Here is a 16,590-nt window from a genome sequence, read left to right as displayed (position 1 = left end):
GTAACCAGGTATATCGTAAAACGAGGTGCGGCGCGGCCCCAGGATTTGAGGACGGCCGGAGGTCCACCGATGATGGAACGGGGCCGGTCCCCGAAAGTTGGGGTGCAACGATGTCGTTCGTGGATCGGATGAAGCCGCAGTCGCTGGCGGGGAAGATCCTGCTGGTGGGGCTCGGTCCGCTGTTGATCGTCTTCCTCATGTCGTGGCTGCTGCTGGTGCCCGCCGTCGAGCGGGGCTTTCTGGATGCCCGCAAGACCGAGATCCGCAGCCTGACGGAGACCGCCGTGGGGATCCTGGCGGCCCACGAGGCCGAGGCGGCCTCCGGCGCCATCCCTCGCGAGGAGGCCCAGCGTCGGGCCGTGGCCCAGATCAAGGCCATCCGGTACGGGGCCGGCAACTACTTCTACGTCTTCAACCAGGAACCCCGGATCGTCACCGTCCCCATCCGTCCCGAGATGGAAGGCAAGCTGGTCAACGACTTCACGGACAAGCAGGGAACGCGGATCTACGTGGAGTTGCAGAAGCTGGGCCGAGAGCCCGGCGGCGGCTACATGCAGCTGTGGTTCGGCAAGCCCGGCGTGGACGGCGCGTTCCCCAAGCTGAACTACGTGAAACTCTTCGAGCCCTGGGGCTGGAACATCGGCACGGGCGTCTACATCGACGACCTGCAGGCGCAGGTCCGGCTCTATACGTGGTCCATCCTTGGCGGGCTGCTGGTCCTGTCGGCGATCCTGTTCTTCGCCGTGCGGAAGCTGGCGCGGCGGATGTCCCGGCCGCTGCATGAGCTGGTGGACGGCCTGCACAACAGCGACCTCACCCGGGAGATCCGGATCGATGCTTCGGACGAGATCGGCGAGGCCGCCAAGGCCTTCAACGCCTACAACGCCGGGTTGAGGAGCCGCGTGGTCGAGATTTCGGGCTTCGCCAGCCGCGTGGCCTCCGGCAGCACGGAACTGGCCGCCAGTTCCGACGAGATGACCCGCGCGGTGGATGAGATCGCCCACGTCAGCGAGGAGTTGAAACTGGCCGGCGAGCGCGTGGCCCGGGCCATGGCGGAACTGTCCGAAGAATCCGGCCTGGTGGCCAGCCACAGCGAAGCCGGCGGCCGGGAAGGCGCCGCCGCGGTGGCGGAGACCGTCCGCAGCGCCGAAGCCGGCGAGGCCGCCGTGCATGGGATGGGCGAGATCCAGGGCGCCACCGCCCAGATCGTCCAGGCCGTGCGCGTGATCCAGGAGATCGCCCGCCAGACGAACCTGCTCAGCCTCAACGCCGCCATCGAGGCCGCCAAGGCCGGCTCCATGGGCAAGGGCTTCGCGGTGGTCGCGGAGGAGGTCCGCAAGCTGGCCGAGCGCAGCCGCACCTCCGCCAAGGAAATCGAGGAGCTGATCCAGCGGGCCCAGGAAGCGGTCGCCGGCGGTGTCACCAGCGTCCAGGGCACCATGCAGAGCCTCCAGGCCATCCGGGAGCGCATCCAGGAAGTGGCCAGCCGCGTCTCGCAGATCGGGACCTTCGCGCAGGGCCAGGCCGGCACCAGCGCCGAGGTGACGCGGATGATGGATCAGACCAGCCAGAGCCTGGCCCAGAACGCCACCGCCACCCACGAACTCGCCGCTACCGTGAAGGAGATCGCGCGGACCTCCGAGGACCTGGCTCAGGTCGCGGAAGGACTGAGGAGCCTGGCGGGGAGCTTCAAGCTCTAGAACTCGCCCTCTTCGAGTTGAATCTCCACCCAGGCCAGGGTGCCGAGCGCCAGTGGCTGGAATCCCATCCGACCACCCAGCAGTTCGATGATCCCGGTCGCCAGCGGCAAGCCGATGCCCAATCCGCCGCGACGGCGACGAAGGCCGCGCTCCTCCTGCTCGAAGGGGTGGAGCAGCCGCTCCCAATCCGGGGGCAAGCCCGGTCCCTGATCCTCGATCTCGAAGCGGAGGTGCCAGGCCCGGCCTTCCGGCCGCGCCGCCATGCGGAAGGTCACGGCTCCTTCGGTGGTGAAACCCAGCGCGTTTTCCAGCAGGGCTTCCAGGGCCTGGCACAGTCGGGCGGGATCGCAGATCACCGGGCGCGGCAGAGGAACCAGGTCGGCATGGAAGCGCAGGCCCTTCGTTTGTGCGTTCGCATCGCAGCGCCCGCGCAATCCCGAGAGATGGGCGTTCAGGTCGGTCAACCCTGGCTGGAAGGTGAGGGTGCCATGGCCCAGGCTCGACAGATCCAGCAACCCCTGAACCAGATGCCCGAGCTGCGCCGTGGTCCGACGCGCCTGCCCCAGAATCGAAGCCTGATCGGGCGTCGGATCCAGATCGCTCAGCATCATCAAGTTCCCGGCCAGAATCTGTACCGGCGTCCGCAACTCGTGATGGGCGTTGTCCGTGAAGGCTTCCTGCGCTCGGCGCAACCGCTGTTCCGCTTCCAGAGCCTTCTGTGATTCACGGATGATGCGATTCTTGGCGTGAAAAACAGCGACGATCGCAAGGCCACCTAGGGCTAATAAGGCCAAGACCCCAAAGATGTAGCTGAGGACTAACTGGTTTTCCGGCACAGGAACGTCTTGGCAAGGGTGATGTTGAGAAGAAGACCGATTGTGAATCTAAGCATCCACGGGACAAGAATCCATTCCCGAGAGAGGTGTTGGAGGAAAAACGTCTGCATGGGATAGAACATCAACATGATTCCATAGTCCAATGCCCACGTTCCTAAAAGCCAATAAGCCGGATGATTGTCACGCGGCGTCTCTTCCTTGAGAAGAAGGGCTATGAAACTGCCGACACATAGCATCAAGAGCGCGAAGCATGAAACGATCGCTGCCAGAGGCCACTTAGCTTTCAATCCGACATGGCTTGCATCCCAAGCGGTACTCAGAACAATGGCTGCTCCGCCGAGCGTCAACGGAACCTTCATCGGGAATCTCAAAGCGAGCCCTGCAAGAACCCATAGCGGAAGGAAAGCCTCGGGGAGATGAACTAGGTCCGCCACCCAATAATTTGGTTTTAAATTAATGGCCATGCCGAGCATGGTCCAGTTGACGACGAGCTGAAAGACGACGAAAGCCGTCAAACGCCGCATCCAGGAAAATGACACATACCGTCCCGACTGCCAATGCATCGTGGCAGCCAGGACGGGAATGAGGGGGGAAACCATTTGGATGCCCCAACCCCAACGCAGGATTTGGGAATGGCTCATCCCCATATGCTCAAAACCTAGATCCAGTTCTTGGCCGCACAGAAGGGCGGGCAATCAGTGCCGTTCTGAATGAAAATCGCCTCTCCACCCACGAGGTCCTGCCCAGCCTGATCCACCGCCACCATCACCATCGTGGGAGACCCGTCCTTGTGCGCGGCGCGGTAGATGCGGATGCCGGCGGCGTTGGGCTGGGCGAGGAGCTGTTCGAAGGCGCTGCGGTTGAAGGCGGAGGCGCGGTGCTCGTCGGTCTTGGCCTTGCTCTGGAAGGCCTTGACGAGTTCGGACGCTTCTTCGCGGGTGATGCGGTGGTCACGGGCGGAATCGAAAGCTTGGGTGGACACGGTGGACTCCTGGATGGAGATCGTGGTGGAAGAAGGTGGGAAGCCGATCCGGATGAGGGCCCGGTTGAGGCGCTACCGGGGGCGCGCTCCCCGTGGGGTGAGATCAGTTGGGCAGGTGGGGGCGGGTGAGGTTGCGGTGGCCCTCGGCGGTCACCAGCAGATTGTCCTCAATGCGGATTCCGCCGCAGGGGGTGAGCTCGTCAATGAGCGTCCAGTTGAAGAGATCCTTGTGCTCGTTGGTTCGGAAGGGGCGCAGGAGCATGGGGATGAAGTAGAGTCCGGGTTCGACCGTAAAGACCTGGCCTGCTTCGATGGTGCGCGTGGTCCGCAGGGTGGGGTGCTGGGCCGGCGGCGGCTGGGGGGTCCCATCGGGAGCGCCCTGCTTGCCCGCCACATCGTGGACCTGGATACCGAGATGGTGTCCCAAACCATGGGGAAAGAATGGGCGGCTGAGACCCTTCTCTACGGCCTCTTCGGCGCCAGCCTTGAGGATGTGGTGATCGTGAAGAAGGCCCGCGATGGCGAGGTGTCCCTGGTGATGGAGGTCGCCGTAGGGCATCTCCGCTTTGACGGCATTGCAGAGCTGAAGTTCGAGGCGATCCATGCCCTCGACGAGACCGGCGAAGCGGGGATCGCAGTGGGGAGCGGCGACGGTGCGGGTGATGTCGGCGGCGTAGCCCCGCACCTGGGCGCCCGCGTCGATGAGCAGGACGGAACCGTTCCGCAGGTCCTTCCGCTTGCCCTCGTAGTGGAGGATGGCGCCCTTTTCGTTGAGCGCCACGATGTTCCCGTAGGGCAGGTCCTGGTCCGCTACGCCGGCGGCCTGGACGTAGGCGTGATGGATCTCCAGTTCAGTGGCCCCGGCCAGGAAGGCGGCCTTGGCGGCCAGGTGTCCACGGGCAGCTAGGACGGTGGCCTCTTCGATGCACCGGACCTCGTACTCCGACTTGTTCGTGCGGTGCCAATCCAGGCGGGCGGTGAGCTCCGCGGGGTTCGCTTCCAGCCGCGCGGTGGCGGCCCGGTCCGTCTCGCTCCCGATGTAGGCCGCGCGAGTCACGCTTCCCAGCCGGGCCCAGACCTCATCGACCGTCCCCGCTTCCTCCAGGTCGAATTCGGAGGCCCAGAACGGGGACCCCAGGGGCGCCTGTTCGTACCAGAAATCCTCCGGCGCATAGCGGATCAGGCGGGGCCGGTGGCCGGGGCGCACGAGCAGCACATGATGCGGTCCGGCCATCGGACACCAGTGGATGAAATGGGGCGTGGCGTGGAAGGGCGCGTCCTGATCGTCGGCGAAGTAGGTGTGGGCCTGGCCGCTGGAGATCACCAGGGCGTCGAAGCCGGTGGCGGCGAGGGCCTCCTCCGCGGTGCGCTGGCGTTCCGCGAGATGGGCGTGAAAGAGGGCGGCTAGGTCGGTCATGAAATCCCCAAAGGAGCGGCGGTGCGTGGAGGGGCGGCGTTCAGAGGAACCGGAGCGGTTTCTCCTCGGGGGCGAATCCGTGGCGCACGGCCTTCTCGAAGAAGAGGGCGAGGCTTTTACGTTCGGCTTCGCCCAGGGTGTAGCTGATGTTTTCGGTGAGGTACTCGTGGAGCTCGATCTTGGTCCAGCCGATGGTGCTGCGGGCCTCCTCGATGATGGCCGGCAGCTGCGACACTCCGATTTCGTAGCTCCGGTGGAAGAAGGAGGCCACGCCGCCGGGAAGGGGGAGTTCCGGGGCGTCCTTCCGGACCAGCCACAGGGCGAACACGAAGGGCAGGCCCGTCCAGGCGTGCCACTCCTCCGCCAGGTCCAGGACGAATAGCCCCTGGCGCGGCGCCCGCATGGCGGCGTCGCCGATCATCAGGGCCGCGTCGTTCGCCTCCAGCATGGCGGGCAAATCCGGCCCCATGTCCGTCACGGCAGGGCTCACGCCGTAGCGCTCCCGGAGGAGGATTTGGGCCAGGACGACGCTCGTCCGGCTGGACGTGTCCAGCGCCAGGGTGCGGATCTGCTCCGGCGGCACCTTGGAAAGGATCACCACGCTCCTGACGCGCTTGGGGGAGGCGATGCAGAGGCCGGGGACGATAAGGAGATCCGGAATCCGGAGGTATTCCACGGAACTGACGATGCCCGCGTCCACCTCTCCGGACCGCAATTGGTCGGCGCAGGTGGAGGGGAAGTGGAACTTCAGGTGGAAGTGTTCCCAGCCCAGGCCGTGCTTGAATCCGTGATTCAGGGGCGCCGCGTTCAAGTAGTCGATGATGGACAGGCGGAAAGGTTCGGTGGCCATGGCACGAGTCTACCGGGCCTGCCATCATCCCTTCATGGTCCTGTGGCACTACGAGCTCACCACTCCCATGGGCCCCATGCGGGCGGCCTTCGACGGGCGGGGCCGGCTGCGGGAGCTGGCGGTGGAAGCGCTGGATCCCCGCAAGACGTCGCCCTTGCCGCCGAAGGAGCAGCGGGAGGCCAAGCGCTTTCTGGATCGCCAACTGGAGGCCTACCTGGCCGGCACGCTCCGGACGTTCACCGTTCCCCTCGATCCGGAGGGTTCCTCGCTCGAACAGCGGATCTGGGAGGTGGTGCACGCCATTCCCTATGGCCGCGCGCAGAAGCCGGCGGAGATCGCCGCGTCCCTCCAGGTGGATGAGGATCTGGTCGTCATGGCCTGCGCGGCGAATCCCATCGTCCTGCTGATCCCCTCTCATCGCGTGATCCTGCCCGGCGAGGGTCCGCTGCCGCGGGCCCTGAGGGACCTGGAGTCGGGCCTGGGGTGGCGGGGGCTCTGAGAAGGCGCCGCCGCTTCCGTGCGGCATCAACAAAAAACCGCGCTTCTGGCATCCTTCAACCATGCCCGGTTCCTTCCACCCGCTCGCCACGCCCCTGGGAGACCTGGGCGCGGCCTTCGACGAGGACGGGCGCCTGGTGCAGTTGATCCGTCTCCACGGTCGCCCGCCCGCGGTTCCGGCTGGGCCCGTGCCGAAGAGCCTCCCCTATCTGAAGCGCCAGATGGACGCCTATTTCTCGGGAAACCTGCGGGATTTCAACATCCCCATGCTGGCCGAGGGCACGGACTTCCAGCGCCGGGTGTGGAAGGAGCTGCAGAAGATTCCCTACGGCCAGGCGATCTCCTACCTGGAACTGGCCCGCCGGCTGGGCGACGAGAAGTGCATCCGCGCCGCCGCGCGCGCCAACGGGGCCAATCCCCTGATCATCCTCATTCCCTGCCACCGCGTGATCGGGTCGGACGGTTCGCTGGTGGGCTACGGCGGAGGGCTCGACATGAAGGAATACCTGCTCAGGCTGGAGGGCGTGCTGCCCAAAGCCCCGCCCCAGCCCGCGTTGCCCCTGGAATGGCTCTGAGCGCTCCGCTGCCTTGATATGGTGGGAAGAAGGCTCCAGGCGGGAGGGGGAATGGGTGTGCGCGGTCGATGGCTCCTGGCGTCCGCCGTGGTCGTGGCGGGGCTCGCCTGCCGTCGGGAGGATCCCCAGATCCGCGAGCTGACGGAGCGGGCGGCTCAGGCCGATGAGGCTTCGCGCCAGTTGCGGCAGGCCTGGAGCGATCAGCTCCGGCGCTTCGCCACCCTCGGCGTCCGGCAGGCGCGGCCCGATGCGTCGCTGCTTCTCCTGTCGGACGACCAGAAGCGGGCGCTGGAGGCCCGGGTCCGGAGCGAAAAGGACAATTCCCGCCGCGCCCTCATCCGGGAAACCCTGGAGAAGGACCAGGAACTCCGCGGCCTCCGCGATCGGCTGGCGGGCCTTCAAACCGGCCTGCCCGAGCCGGAGGTGGTCCAGCGGAACGACAGCCACTACGGCATGGCCATGCGTTTCCTTCAGGGCCGGGGCTGTTCGATGGAGGAGGCCCGGCGGCTGCTCAGCCGCGTCCCCATCTCCGCCAAGCTCGCGCCCGGATTCGAGGTCTACCACTTCTACCTTCACGGCGCCTACGCCAGCTGGGTCGCCCAGGGAACCGCGCCCTTCACGCCCCAGGACCTGGGCCGCGGGGACGTCGACCAGATCGAATCCCAACGGGACAAGGAGGTCGGCCGGGGCGCCCGTCTCCAGAAGGAACTGGCCGCCCTGGCGGACCAGAAGAAGCGCATCGAGGAGGAGATGACCGCCATCCGCCAGGAGCGGGCGGGACTGCTCCAGAACCGCGGCGAACTGGAGGCCGCCAACGCCCGGCAGCTGGCCAAGCTGAACGCCCTGCACTACGCCGTGGGCGTCCGGTCGGTCCTGGAAAAGGAGGGCGTAATCGAGACGCCCTTCTTCGACAAGGACCGCTCGGGCCGGAACTGGCGCGACCGGGTTTTCACGCGCCACCTGGACCTCCGCACCGGCCACACCATTCAGATCGAAGCGGCGGAACTGGGCCTGAAGCGGATCAGCAAGGTGAACGTGGTTCCCGGCTCCTACCTTCCGGACGAGCACTACCGGCTGTCCTTCGGCCCCGATCGGCAGACCGTGACGGTGGAGCTGCTGGCGCCCTCGCGGTTCAAGAACGACAAGGTGGTATTCGCCGTCGTGGAATGACCGGATCCGCGGCGGATATGATGGAAGGGCGGTCCGCTTCTCGTCCGGACGGCGCGCCGCTTCGCTTTTCGGGACTCGTCTATGCCTTCGATCTTCGGCCACACCCTCGCCGGCCTGGCCGTCAGCGCGGCCTTCACGCAGGGGAAGCCCCCCCGGCGGATGTGGCTCCTGGTGACGGCCTGCGCGGTGGCGCCGGATCTGGACTGGTTCACCCGCTTCACGCCCCTGGCGGAAAGCCACCTCGCCCACCGGGGCCTGAGCCATTCCCTGGTCGCCGCCGCCATGCTCGCCGCCGCCGCGATGCTGGTCGGTTTCCGATCCCAGCTCCGCAGCGGTCGGCATTGGGGATGCATGACGACCGCGGCCTTCTCGCACAGCCTGCTGGACGCCTGCACGTTCGGCGGCACCGGCGTGGCGATGTTCCTGCCCTTTTCCGAAGCCCGCTACGTCTGCGCCTGGCAGCCGCTCTTCGTATCGCCCATTCCCCTCTCGGGCAAATTGCTGGACTGGCTGCTGTTCTCGCTGAGTACCGAGGCCGTGTGGATCGGGATTCCCGCCCTCCTGGCCTTCGGCGTCCCCTGGGCGCTGCGGCGGGTCCGCATGTGGCGGGAGCGTCCCGAGGCGTAGCGGGGATTCCGGCGACGACCATCGGAGGACAGGCGCCCGCCGCCTCCCTAGCATGAAGGCATGCGCTGGTCGGAGGAGCACCTCTACGAACGGATCCTGGCGAAGGACGCCTCCTTCGACGGGCAGGTGGTCGTGGGCGTGCTCACCACCGGGATCTACTGCCTGCCCTCCTGTCCGGCCCGGAAACCGCTCCAGCGCAACGTCCGGTTCTTCTCGGATGAAGCCGCGGCCCAGGCGGCGGGTCTCCGTCCCTGCAAGCGGTGCCGGCCCGACGCCTTCTACCGGGGCGAGGATGCGGGCCTGACCCGGCTCGAAGCTGCCCTCAGCCGCGTCACGGCCGATCCCGCGGCATTTTCCGACGTGGATGCCCTGGCGGAGGCCGCCGGCGTGGGGGTCACCAAGTTGAAGGAGCTGTTCCGGATCCACCTCCACGCCCAACCCGCCGCCTTCCTCCAGCGGATCCGCATCCAGGCTGGCTGCGCCCGGCTCGTGGAAGGCCGCAGTGATCTGGCGGACCTGGCTTTCGATTCGGGCTATGAAAGCGCTTCCGGGTTTCACGGCGCCTTTCGGAAGCAGACCGGCCTGAGCCCCGGGGCCTACCGCGCCATGCTGGGGTCGGACCGCTTCGTGCTTTCCCAGCCGTCCGGCCTTCGCGTGGACGACGTGCTCCGCTTCCACGGCCGGGACGCAGCCAGCGTCTCCGAACGGGTGGAGGGGCGCCGATTGTGGAAGGCCTTCCTCATGGGGGGCGCGCCCGCCACCCTCCGCCTCGCCTTCGGCGAATCCGACGTCGAGGTGTCGCTGGCGGGCGCTTCGGGGCCTGCGGCCATGGCCCGGGCCCATCGCATCGCCCTCCGCCTGCTGGGCTGGCAGGACGACCCTGCGGCTTTCGAGACCGCCCATCCGGAATGGAGCGTCCCGCGGCCGGGGCTGCGCGTGCTGCTCACGGCGGATCCTTTCGAGGCCCTGGTGTGGGCCATTCTGGGCCAGCAGGTGAACCTCGCCTTCGCCTACGCCCTGCGGCGGGACCTGATCCGCCGGGCGGGCCTGCCCGCGGCGAAGGGGCTGGTGGCGCATCCGGACGCCGCGGCCGTCGCGGCCTTGGAACCGGCGGATCTCCGCGCCCTGCGGCTGTCGGCCCGCAAGGCGGAGTACCTCCTCCATGCGGCGACGGAAGCGGCCGCCGGCCGGTTGGACCTGGAGGCCTTTCCCACGGCCACCGCGGCGGCGAAGCGGCTGCTCGCGTTGCGGGGCTGTGGTCCCTGGACTGCCCAGTACGTCCTGATGCGCGGCCTGGGATTCCGGGATTGCGTGCCGGTGGGCGACGCCGGGCTCACGCTGGCTCTCCAGCGGTGGTTCCACCTCGACGCCCGGCCCGGCCCGGAGGAGACCCTCCGCCTGATGGCGGCCTTCGCGCCCCACCGCAGCCTCGCCACCTTCCACCTGTGGTCCAGCCTGAAAGGAGTCCCTGCATGAAGGGCATCCAACGTCTCGACACGGCCCTCGGCCCCATCCAGGCCGCCTTCGACGGGGCGGGCGCCGTCATCTACCTGGGCTTCGCGGACCACGAGTTCCGGGAACCCCTTCTGGCGAAACTGGCCCGGCTGGAGCCGGCCGTCTCGCCTGCGCCCGCCGTGGTGGCGAGGCTCCAGAAGCAGTTGGACGCCTACGCCGCCGGTGCCAGGAATGATTTCGACGTCCCCTTCCGGCTCCACGGGAGCCCCTTCGAACAGCGCGTGTGGGCCGCCCTCCAGCGGATTCCTTTCGGGGAGACCCGCAGCTACGGGCGGCTGGCGACGGAATTGGGCGATCCCAACCTCAGCCGCGCCGTGGGTCGGGCCAACGGCGCCAATCCGATCTCCATCCTGGTGCCTTGCCACCGGGTCATCGGCGCCAACGGTACTTTGACGGGCTACGCGGGCGGCCTCGCGATGAAGGAGCGCCTGCTGGCGCTCGAAGGGGCCCTCACCGGCTGGGTCCGCTAGGGCGGGTCCAGATGAAGACGAGGACGCCGGCGAGGCTCAGCCCCACCGCGATTTGAGCGGCGCGGGGCGGACGGGCGAAGCCGTAGGTCAGCGCGGCGCTTGCCAGGATGGCCGCGGTGGCAGCCCGCTTCGCGGCTGGCCGGATGGCGCGGTGCGCTTCCCAGTCCTGGAGCAGGGGGCCGAACCGGCGGTGCTGGAGCATCCACTGATGGAGGCGCTCGGAAGATCGCGCAAAGCAGGCGGCGGCCAGCAGCAGGAACGGCGTGGCGGGCACGAGCGGGAGGAAGAGGCCCAGGACGGCCAGCCCCACGCAGAGCAGCCCTCCGACCAGGAAGAGGGGGCGCAGCCAGGGCCGGGAAGGGCCGCGCGGTTTCATCCGTCGAGCCGGCCCAGCGGACCCCGCGTGAGGCTCAGGACTTCCGTGGCGGCGGCACTGAGGGCGGCCTTCAGGACGGCCACCGCGGCTTCCGCGTCGACGGCGCCGCAGGAGAAGTAGTCCACCGCGGCGAAGCCGTGCTCCGGCCACGTGTGGATGGCGAGGTGGCTCTCGGCGATGATCACGGCGCCGCTGACGCCGTGGGGACTGAAGTGGTGGAAGCTGTGGGTGACGATGGTGGCGCCGGAGGCCCGGGCGGCGGCGAGCATGGCGGCTGTGATCCGCTCCAGGTCCGCGAGGGCCGCGGGATCGCAGCCCGTGAATTCCACCAGCAGGTGCCGGCCCAGGGCCGTCCCGGAAGGGCTCACGGGCGCTTCCGGAGAAGGGCGACGCCTTCCACGTGGCTGGTGAGGGGGAAGAGGTCGAGGATCGCCAGCTTGTCCAGCGTCCAGTTGGCGGCGAGGCGCTTGAGATCCCGGCAGAACGCGGCGCCGTCGCAGCCCACCAGGACCAGGGTTCCGGCGCCCGCCCCGCACAGCCGATCGACGAGGGCCGCGTCCAGGCCGGTGCGGGGCGGATCCAGCAGAATCGTGTCGCCGGGTTCTCCCAGGCCTTCGGGAAGCCATTCCGCCACGTCGCCCACGTGGCATTCCGAGGGAAGGTCCAGCGCCTCCAGATTCCGCTGGGCCCAAGTCACGGCGGCTTCGCCGGATTCCACCAGGACGCGGTGGTCGAAACGCCTCCCCAGCAGCGCTGAAAAGAGGCCCACGCCGCCGTAGAGGTCGTAGAGGGTCCGGCCCCGCAGGTCCCACGTCTCCAGCAGGCTGCGGAAGGCCTCGGCCGCCCAGGGCGGGCTCACCTGGAAGAAGGCCCCCGGCTCATGGCGCAGGGTGAGATCTCCGAGCCGGTGGGCCAAGGGCTCCGTACTGCGGTGCCACCCGTCGGGCTCCAGCCGCCAGGTGCGGTTCCGCTCGTCCGTGGCGAGCACGTCGCCGGCCGGCGTGCCGGTGGAGAGTTCCCAGCGGCCCGGGCGGGAAGGGAGGACGCGGCCGGCCATGGCTTCCAGCAGGCGGGGAATGGCGTCGGACAGGGGCTGCGCGGCGATGGGGCAGGCCGACACGGGGACGAGGGCGTGGCTGTGCCGCCGGAAGTACCCCAGCGCCGAACCGTCCCAGTGGAGCTGGATGCGGTGGCGGCGGGCTTCGTCGGGGGCCGGGCGCCATTCCCAGGCGACCTCTTCGCCCAGCTGGCGGCGGAGGAGATCGGCCACCATCTGGCGCTTCAGATCGGGCGCGTGGCGTCCGGCCTCCCACAGCTCGCATCCCCCGCAGGTCCCGGCGACGGGGCACTCGGCAGGCGCCCGGCGGGGATCGCGGCTGATCCATCGCTCCACGCGGCCCTCGCCGTGGCGCGGCTTCCAGCGGACCGTGGCCTCCACCACTTCGCCGGGAAAAAGGGCGAGCGGAGCCTCCAGGAGCAGCAATCGGCCATCGGAGGCGTGCGCCACGCCCTTTCCGCCCCAGGCCAGGCGCTCCACAGCGCCGCGCCAGGTCTCAGCCGGGGCAGGGGAATTCCGATAAGCTGAAGGCAGCCTCATCTTCTTGGAGCTTGATTCCGCCTTGCGATTCACGGTGGCCGTCCCCCCACAGCACCGTAGCATCCTCCTGGACTGCGCCGCCGGAGAGATGCGCCACGCGCTGGTCTTCGTGGACGAGGGGCCGGCGGACGTGGCGCTGGGCGCGCGGGGCGGCACTTTCGCCGAGTGCGCGTCCTGGCCCGGCGCGGAGGCGGCCGCGGCGCTGCTCCAGGCCGGCTGGGAGCGGCTCCAGGATCGCCGCAACATGGAGCGGCTGCATGAAGTCGGCCGCGCCCTCGCCTCGGAACAGAACCTCGACCGGCTGCTGGACCTGATCCTCACCCAGGCGCGGGGCCTGCTGAAGGCCGAGGCGGGTTCCATCTACCTGATGACGGGCGAGGGGACGGACGGGAAGCTCCTGTTCGCCCACACCCAGAACGCGCGGCTCAGCCTCCCCTTCCACCGCGTCCTGTTGCCGGTTTCGCGGGAGACCCTGGCCGGATTCGCGGCCCTCACGCGGGAATCGCTCAACCTGCCGGACGTCTACCGAATTCCGGAGGAGGCGCCCTACCGCTTCAACGACAGTTTCGACCGCCAGGCGGGCTATCACACGGTTTCGGCGCTAGTGGTGCCCATGCAGGACACGGAAGGCGAGGTGCTCGGCGTGCTCCAGCTCCTCAACCGCCAGGAGGAGGACGGTCGGGCGGGGGCTTTCTCCGACGGCGACCGAAACCTGGCCCAGAGCCTGGCGGGGCAGGCGGCGGTGGCGGTGAAGAACGCCCAGCTGCGGGAGGAGATCGAGCGGCTGTTCGAGGGCTTCGTGGCGGCGTCGGTGACGGCCATCGAGGCCCGGGATCCGGTCACCAGCGGCCATTCGGGGCGGGTGGCGGACCTCAGCGTCGGCCTGGCGGAGGCGGTCAACGCCACGCCCAACGGCGCCTACGGCGGCCTGGTCTTCACGCCCCGCCAACTGCGGGAGCTGCGCTATGCGAGCCTCCTGCACGACTTCGGGAAGGTGGGCGTCCGGGAGCAGGTCCTGGTGAAGGCAAAGAAGCTGGAGCCCGCCCAGCTGGAGCTGATCCTTCAGCGGCTGCGCCAGCGCGAACTGGAGGAGGCCCTCCAGACGCTGGCCGCGGCGTGGAAGGGGGGCGGCGGATTCGACCTGTGGGAGCGGGCCGCGCAGGACCGCCAGACCGAGACGGAGCGGCTGATGCACCTAGTCCGCCAGAGCAACGAGCCCACGGTCCTCCCCCAGGAAGTGGCCGAGGGGCTGGGGCTGCTGGGCGATCTGACCTTCACCCATTGGAGCGGCGAACAGCGGCCCGTGGCGGGAACGGCGGAACTGGCCACCCTCAGCATCCGCAAGGGGAGCCTGTCGGAGACGGAGCGGCTGGAGATCGAAAGCCACGTCACCCACACCTTCCGCTTCCTGCAGCGGATCCCCTGGACGCGCGACCTGGCGGGCATTCCGGCCATCGCCTACGCGCACCACGAGCGGCTGAGCGGGGGGGGATACCCGCGCCGGCTGACCGAGCCGGAGATTCCCGTGCAGAGCCGGGCCATGGCCATCGCCGACGTGTACGACGCGCTCACGGCCCAGGACCGGCCGTACAAGGGGGCCCTGTCGCCGGAGCGCAGCCTCGCCATCCTGGAGGAGGAGGCGAAGGGCGGCGCCCTGGACCCCGGGCTTCTGGACCTGTTCATCGCCGCGCGGGTGTTCGAGCGGACCGTCCGGCAGGCCTGAGCCGGGGCGGGAAGGCTGGAGGGCGGGGGCGGGAGACGGTAGGCTAGGGGATTGGAGTGGCCATGTCCGAACACGCACCTCGCACCATCGATCTGCAGGGGATCATGGACCTGCTGCCCCACCGCTATCCCATCCTGCTGGTGGACCGGATCCTCGACTACGAGCCCGGCCAGTGGATCCGGGGCCTGAAGAACGTCAGCTACAACGAGGAGATCTTCCAGGGGCACTTCCCCAGCCGACCGGTGTTTCCCGGGGTGTACATCCTGGAGGCCATGGCTCAGACCGGCGGCTGCCTCCTCCTCCAGCAGGTCGAGGATCGGGCCCGGAAGGTGATCTACTTCATGGGGATCGACGGCGCGAAGTTCCGGAAGCCGGTGCTCCCAGGCGATCAGCTGGTGATGGAAGTCAAGGTGGTCCAGCTCAAGGGCCGGATCTGCAAAATGCGCGGCGAGGCCTTCGTGGAAGGCCAGAAGGTGGCCGAAGCCGAATTCATGTCCATGCTGATGGACCTGGCGGAAGGGGAAGGAAAATGAGCGCTCAGATCCATCCGAGCAGCGTGGTGAGCCCGGAGGCCCGGCTGGGCGAGGGCGTGGTCGTGGGGCCCTTCTGCCTCATCGAGGGCAACGCCGTCATCGGCGCCCGCACCCTGCTCCGCAGCCACGTCGTGATCGGCCCCCACACCGAGCTGGGCGAGGACAACGACATCTATCCCCACGCCACCCTGGGCATGGGTCCCCAGGACCTGAAGTTCAAGGGCGCGCCCACCCGCCTAGTGGTGGGCAGCCGGAACGTGGTCCGCGAGGGCTGCACCTTCCACCGCGGCACCGAGGGCGGGGGCGGGCTCACCACCGTCGGGGACGACAACTTCCTGATGACCGGTTCGCACGTCGCCCACGACTGCCACGTGGGGAGCAAGAACATCTTCGCCAACGCGGCGACCCTGGCTGGGCACGTGGAAGTCGGCGACGGCTGCAACATTGGCGCCTTCTCCGCCGTCCACCAGTTCTGCCGCGTGGGGAACCACGCCTTCATGGGCGGGTTCACCGTCGCCACCCAGGACGTGCTGCCGTTCATGAAGACGGCGGGCGCTCGGGATACCAAGAGCTACGGCGTGAACACCATCGGCCTCCAGCGGAAGGGTTTTTCCGCGGAAGTGGTCGAGGGCCTGAAGAGGGCTCATCGCCTCTTGTTCTTCTCCGGCCTGCTGCGGGAGGAGGCCATGGCCCAGACCGAGCGGGAAGTGGGGCACATTCCCGAGGTCGCCTACCTGCTGACGTTCATCCGCGAGGCCAAGCGGGGCGTTCACCGTGGGTGATCAACCCGCCTCGGACCAGAATCGACGCCACGCGACGATCGCCATCGTCGGCCTTCCCAATGCCGGCAAATCCACCCTGCTGAACGCCCTTCTGGGCCAGAAGCTGGCGGCCACCAGCCAGATCCCCCAGACCACCCGCACACGGGTGCGCGGCGTCGTGGACCGCGGCGACGTGCAGTTGGCCTTCCTGGACACGCCGGGCGTCCACCTACCGAAGCACGCCCTCAACGAGCGGATGATGGCCCACGTCGAGCAGGCCCTCGAAGAGGCGGACCTCCTCCTGTGGGTGGTGGACGCGGATGGCCACCTGGGCACGGGCGAGCGCGCGCTGGCCAAGCGCCTGCGCCGGCTGGAGCGGCCGGTCTACCTGCTTCTGAACAAGATCGACCTCCTCTCCAAGGGACGGCTCCTCGAGAAGGTGGCCCTCTACAAGGACCTCCTGCCGTTCCAGGAGATCGTTCCCGTGGGCGCCAAGACGGGCGTCAACCTGGATCCGCTGTGGGCGCTCCTGGAGCGGGATGCCGCCCAGCCGGGCTGGCCCTACGGCGAAGAGGCCTTCACGGACCAGACCGAGCGCTCCCTGGCCGCAGAGTTCATCCGCGAGAAGGTGCTGAGGAAGACCCGGGAGGAAGTCCCCCACGGCGTGGCCGTCCTGATCGAGCGCTGGATCGAAACGGGCCAGGAGAACTTTCCCGAGGATCTGGATTCCACGGGGGTGTTCATCGCCGCGCGGATCCTGGTGGATCGCGACGGCCACCGCAAGATCCTGCTGGGTTCCGGCGGGGAGATGATCAAGGACATCCGCCAGAGCGCCCAGCGGGAGCTGAAGAAGGTGCTGGATCGCCCCGTCCGCCTGGAGCTGTTCGTGAAGGTGGACGAGGGCTGGCGGGACCGGCCCGATCGCCTGGACCGACTGGAGCTCTAGGCCCGTGCCTCGTC

General features: G+C 68.4%; 19 protein-coding genes. 11 read left to right on the top strand and 8 right to left on the bottom strand.

What is annotated here, in order from left to right; genetic code table 11:
* Positions 1 to 110 precede the first annotated feature (110 nt).
* Entirely contained in the window at positions 111 to 1,700 is a 1,590-nt protein-coding gene (locus RAH39_RS08520) for a methyl-accepting chemotaxis protein (RefSeq protein WP_306589665.1), read from the top strand.
* Here RAH39_RS08520 and RAH39_RS08515 read toward each other — a convergent pair.
* The 5 genes from RAH39_RS08515 to RAH39_RS08495 form a co-directional block, all read right to left on the bottom strand.
* Positions 1,697 to 2,536, bottom strand: a complete 840-nt coding sequence (locus tag RAH39_RS08515) for a sensor histidine kinase (RefSeq protein ID WP_306589664.1) — start codon at positions 2,534 to 2,536, stop codon at positions 1,697 to 1,699. The genes RAH39_RS08520 and RAH39_RS08515 overlap by 4 nt on opposite strands.
* On the bottom strand, positions 2,518 to 3,177 hold the full coding sequence (locus tag RAH39_RS08510; protein ID WP_306589663.1) for a hypothetical protein: 660 nt from the start codon (positions 3,175 to 3,177) through the stop codon (positions 2,518 to 2,520). The genes RAH39_RS08515 and RAH39_RS08510 overlap by 19 nt, the downstream gene beginning before the upstream one ends.
* A 17-nt stretch (positions 3,178 to 3,194) precedes the next feature.
* The gene (locus tag RAH39_RS08505) at positions 3,195 to 3,518 is read right to left on the bottom strand and encodes a hypothetical protein (protein ID WP_306589662.1); all 324 of its coding nucleotides are present in this window, start codon (positions 3,516 to 3,518) and stop codon (positions 3,195 to 3,197) included.
* A gap of 103 nt (positions 3,519 to 3,621) precedes the next feature.
* Positions 3,622 to 4,935, bottom strand: a complete 1,314-nt coding sequence (pepQ, locus tag RAH39_RS08500) for a Xaa-Pro dipeptidase (RefSeq protein ID WP_306589661.1) — start codon at positions 4,933 to 4,935, stop codon at positions 3,622 to 3,624.
* 40 nt (positions 4,936 to 4,975) lie between these two features.
* Positions 4,976 to 5,785 (bottom strand): menaquinone biosynthetic enzyme MqnA/MqnD family protein, encoded by an 810-nt coding sequence (locus RAH39_RS08495; RefSeq protein WP_306589660.1) that lies wholly within the window; start codon positions 5,783 to 5,785, stop codon positions 4,976 to 4,978.
* Here RAH39_RS08495 and RAH39_RS08490 point away from each other — a divergent pair.
* From RAH39_RS08490 to RAH39_RS08465, 6 genes are all read left to right on the top strand, one after another.
* Entirely contained in the window at positions 5,784 to 6,284 is a 501-nt protein-coding gene (locus RAH39_RS08490) for a methylated-DNA--[protein]-cysteine S-methyltransferase (protein ID WP_306589659.1), read from the top strand. The two genes, RAH39_RS08495 and RAH39_RS08490, sit on opposite strands and share 2 nt — an antisense overlap.
* A gap of 61 nt (positions 6,285 to 6,345) precedes the next feature.
* Complete coding sequence (locus RAH39_RS08485; protein ID WP_306589658.1) at positions 6,346 to 6,858, top strand: methylated-DNA--[protein]-cysteine S-methyltransferase; 513 nt, start codon at positions 6,346 to 6,348, stop codon at positions 6,856 to 6,858.
* Positions 6,859 to 6,909: 51 nt separating this feature from the next.
* Entirely contained in the window at positions 6,910 to 8,028 is a 1,119-nt protein-coding gene (locus RAH39_RS08480) for a hypothetical protein (protein ID WP_306589657.1), read from the top strand.
* An 81-nt stretch (positions 8,029 to 8,109) separates the two neighbouring features.
* Positions 8,110 to 8,655 carry a metal-dependent hydrolase gene (locus tag RAH39_RS08475; protein WP_306589656.1) on the top strand — a complete coding sequence of 182 codons (546 nt, stop codon included), beginning with the start codon at positions 8,110 to 8,112 and terminating at the stop codon, positions 8,653 to 8,655.
* A 60-nt stretch (positions 8,656 to 8,715) separates the two neighbouring features.
* A complete protein-coding gene (locus RAH39_RS08470) occupies positions 8,716 to 10,131 on the top strand; it encodes a DNA-3-methyladenine glycosylase 2 (RefSeq protein WP_306589655.1) in 1,416 nt (471 codons plus the stop codon).
* Positions 10,128 to 10,640 carry a methylated-DNA--[protein]-cysteine S-methyltransferase gene (locus RAH39_RS08465; RefSeq protein WP_306589654.1) on the top strand — a complete coding sequence of 171 codons (513 nt, stop codon included), beginning with the start codon at positions 10,128 to 10,130 and terminating at the stop codon, positions 10,638 to 10,640. The genes RAH39_RS08470 and RAH39_RS08465 overlap by 4 nt, the downstream gene beginning before the upstream one ends.
* On the opposite strand, the gene RAH39_RS08460 is transcribed toward RAH39_RS08465, so the two are convergent.
* From RAH39_RS08460 to RAH39_RS08450, 3 genes are read right to left on the bottom strand one after another with little or no spacing between them, the layout of a single operon-like run.
* A complete protein-coding gene (locus tag RAH39_RS08460; protein ID WP_306589653.1) occupies positions 10,621 to 11,016 on the bottom strand; it encodes a YbaN family protein in 396 nt (131 codons plus the stop codon). The genes RAH39_RS08465 and RAH39_RS08460 overlap by 20 nt on opposite strands.
* A complete protein-coding gene (gene speD, locus RAH39_RS08455) occupies positions 11,013 to 11,384 on the bottom strand; it encodes an adenosylmethionine decarboxylase (protein ID WP_306589652.1) in 372 nt (123 codons plus the stop codon). Before speD ends, RAH39_RS08460 begins: the two co-directional genes overlap by 4 nt.
* Positions 11,381 to 12,523 carry a class I SAM-dependent RNA methyltransferase gene (locus tag RAH39_RS08450; protein WP_306589651.1) on the bottom strand — a complete coding sequence of 381 codons (1,143 nt, stop codon included), beginning with the start codon at positions 12,521 to 12,523 and terminating at the stop codon, positions 11,381 to 11,383. Before RAH39_RS08450 ends, speD begins: the two co-directional genes overlap by 4 nt.
* Before the next feature lie 178 nt (positions 12,524 to 12,701).
* On the opposite strand from RAH39_RS08450, the gene RAH39_RS08445 reads away from it, so the two are divergent.
* From RAH39_RS08445 to era, 4 genes are all read left to right on the top strand, one after another.
* Positions 12,702 to 14,336 (top strand): HD domain-containing phosphohydrolase, encoded by a 1,635-nt coding sequence (locus tag RAH39_RS08445; RefSeq protein ID WP_306589650.1) that lies wholly within the window; start codon positions 12,702 to 12,704, stop codon positions 14,334 to 14,336.
* 62 nt (positions 14,337 to 14,398) lie between these two features.
* Complete coding sequence (gene fabZ / locus RAH39_RS08440; protein WP_306589649.1) at positions 14,399 to 14,869, top strand: 3-hydroxyacyl-ACP dehydratase FabZ; 471 nt, start codon at positions 14,399 to 14,401, stop codon at positions 14,867 to 14,869.
* Positions 14,866 to 15,651, top strand: coding sequence for an acyl-ACP--UDP-N-acetylglucosamine O-acyltransferase (gene lpxA, locus RAH39_RS08435; RefSeq protein ID WP_306589648.1), 786 nt, complete (start codon positions 14,866 to 14,868; stop codon positions 15,649 to 15,651). Before fabZ ends, lpxA begins: the two co-directional genes overlap by 4 nt.
* Complete coding sequence (gene era / locus RAH39_RS08430; protein WP_306589647.1) at positions 15,644 to 16,576, top strand: GTPase Era; 933 nt, start codon at positions 15,644 to 15,646, stop codon at positions 16,574 to 16,576. The genes lpxA and era overlap by 8 nt, the downstream gene beginning before the upstream one ends.
* The last annotated feature ends 14 nt before the right edge of the window (positions 16,577 to 16,590 follow it).

The sequence above is a fragment of the Geothrix sp. 21YS21S-4 genome, assembly GCF_030845995.1.
Taxonomy (GTDB): Bacteria; Acidobacteriota; Holophagae; order Holophagales; family Holophagaceae; genus Geothrix.
This window is presented reverse-complemented; position numbering and strand designations above follow the sequence as displayed.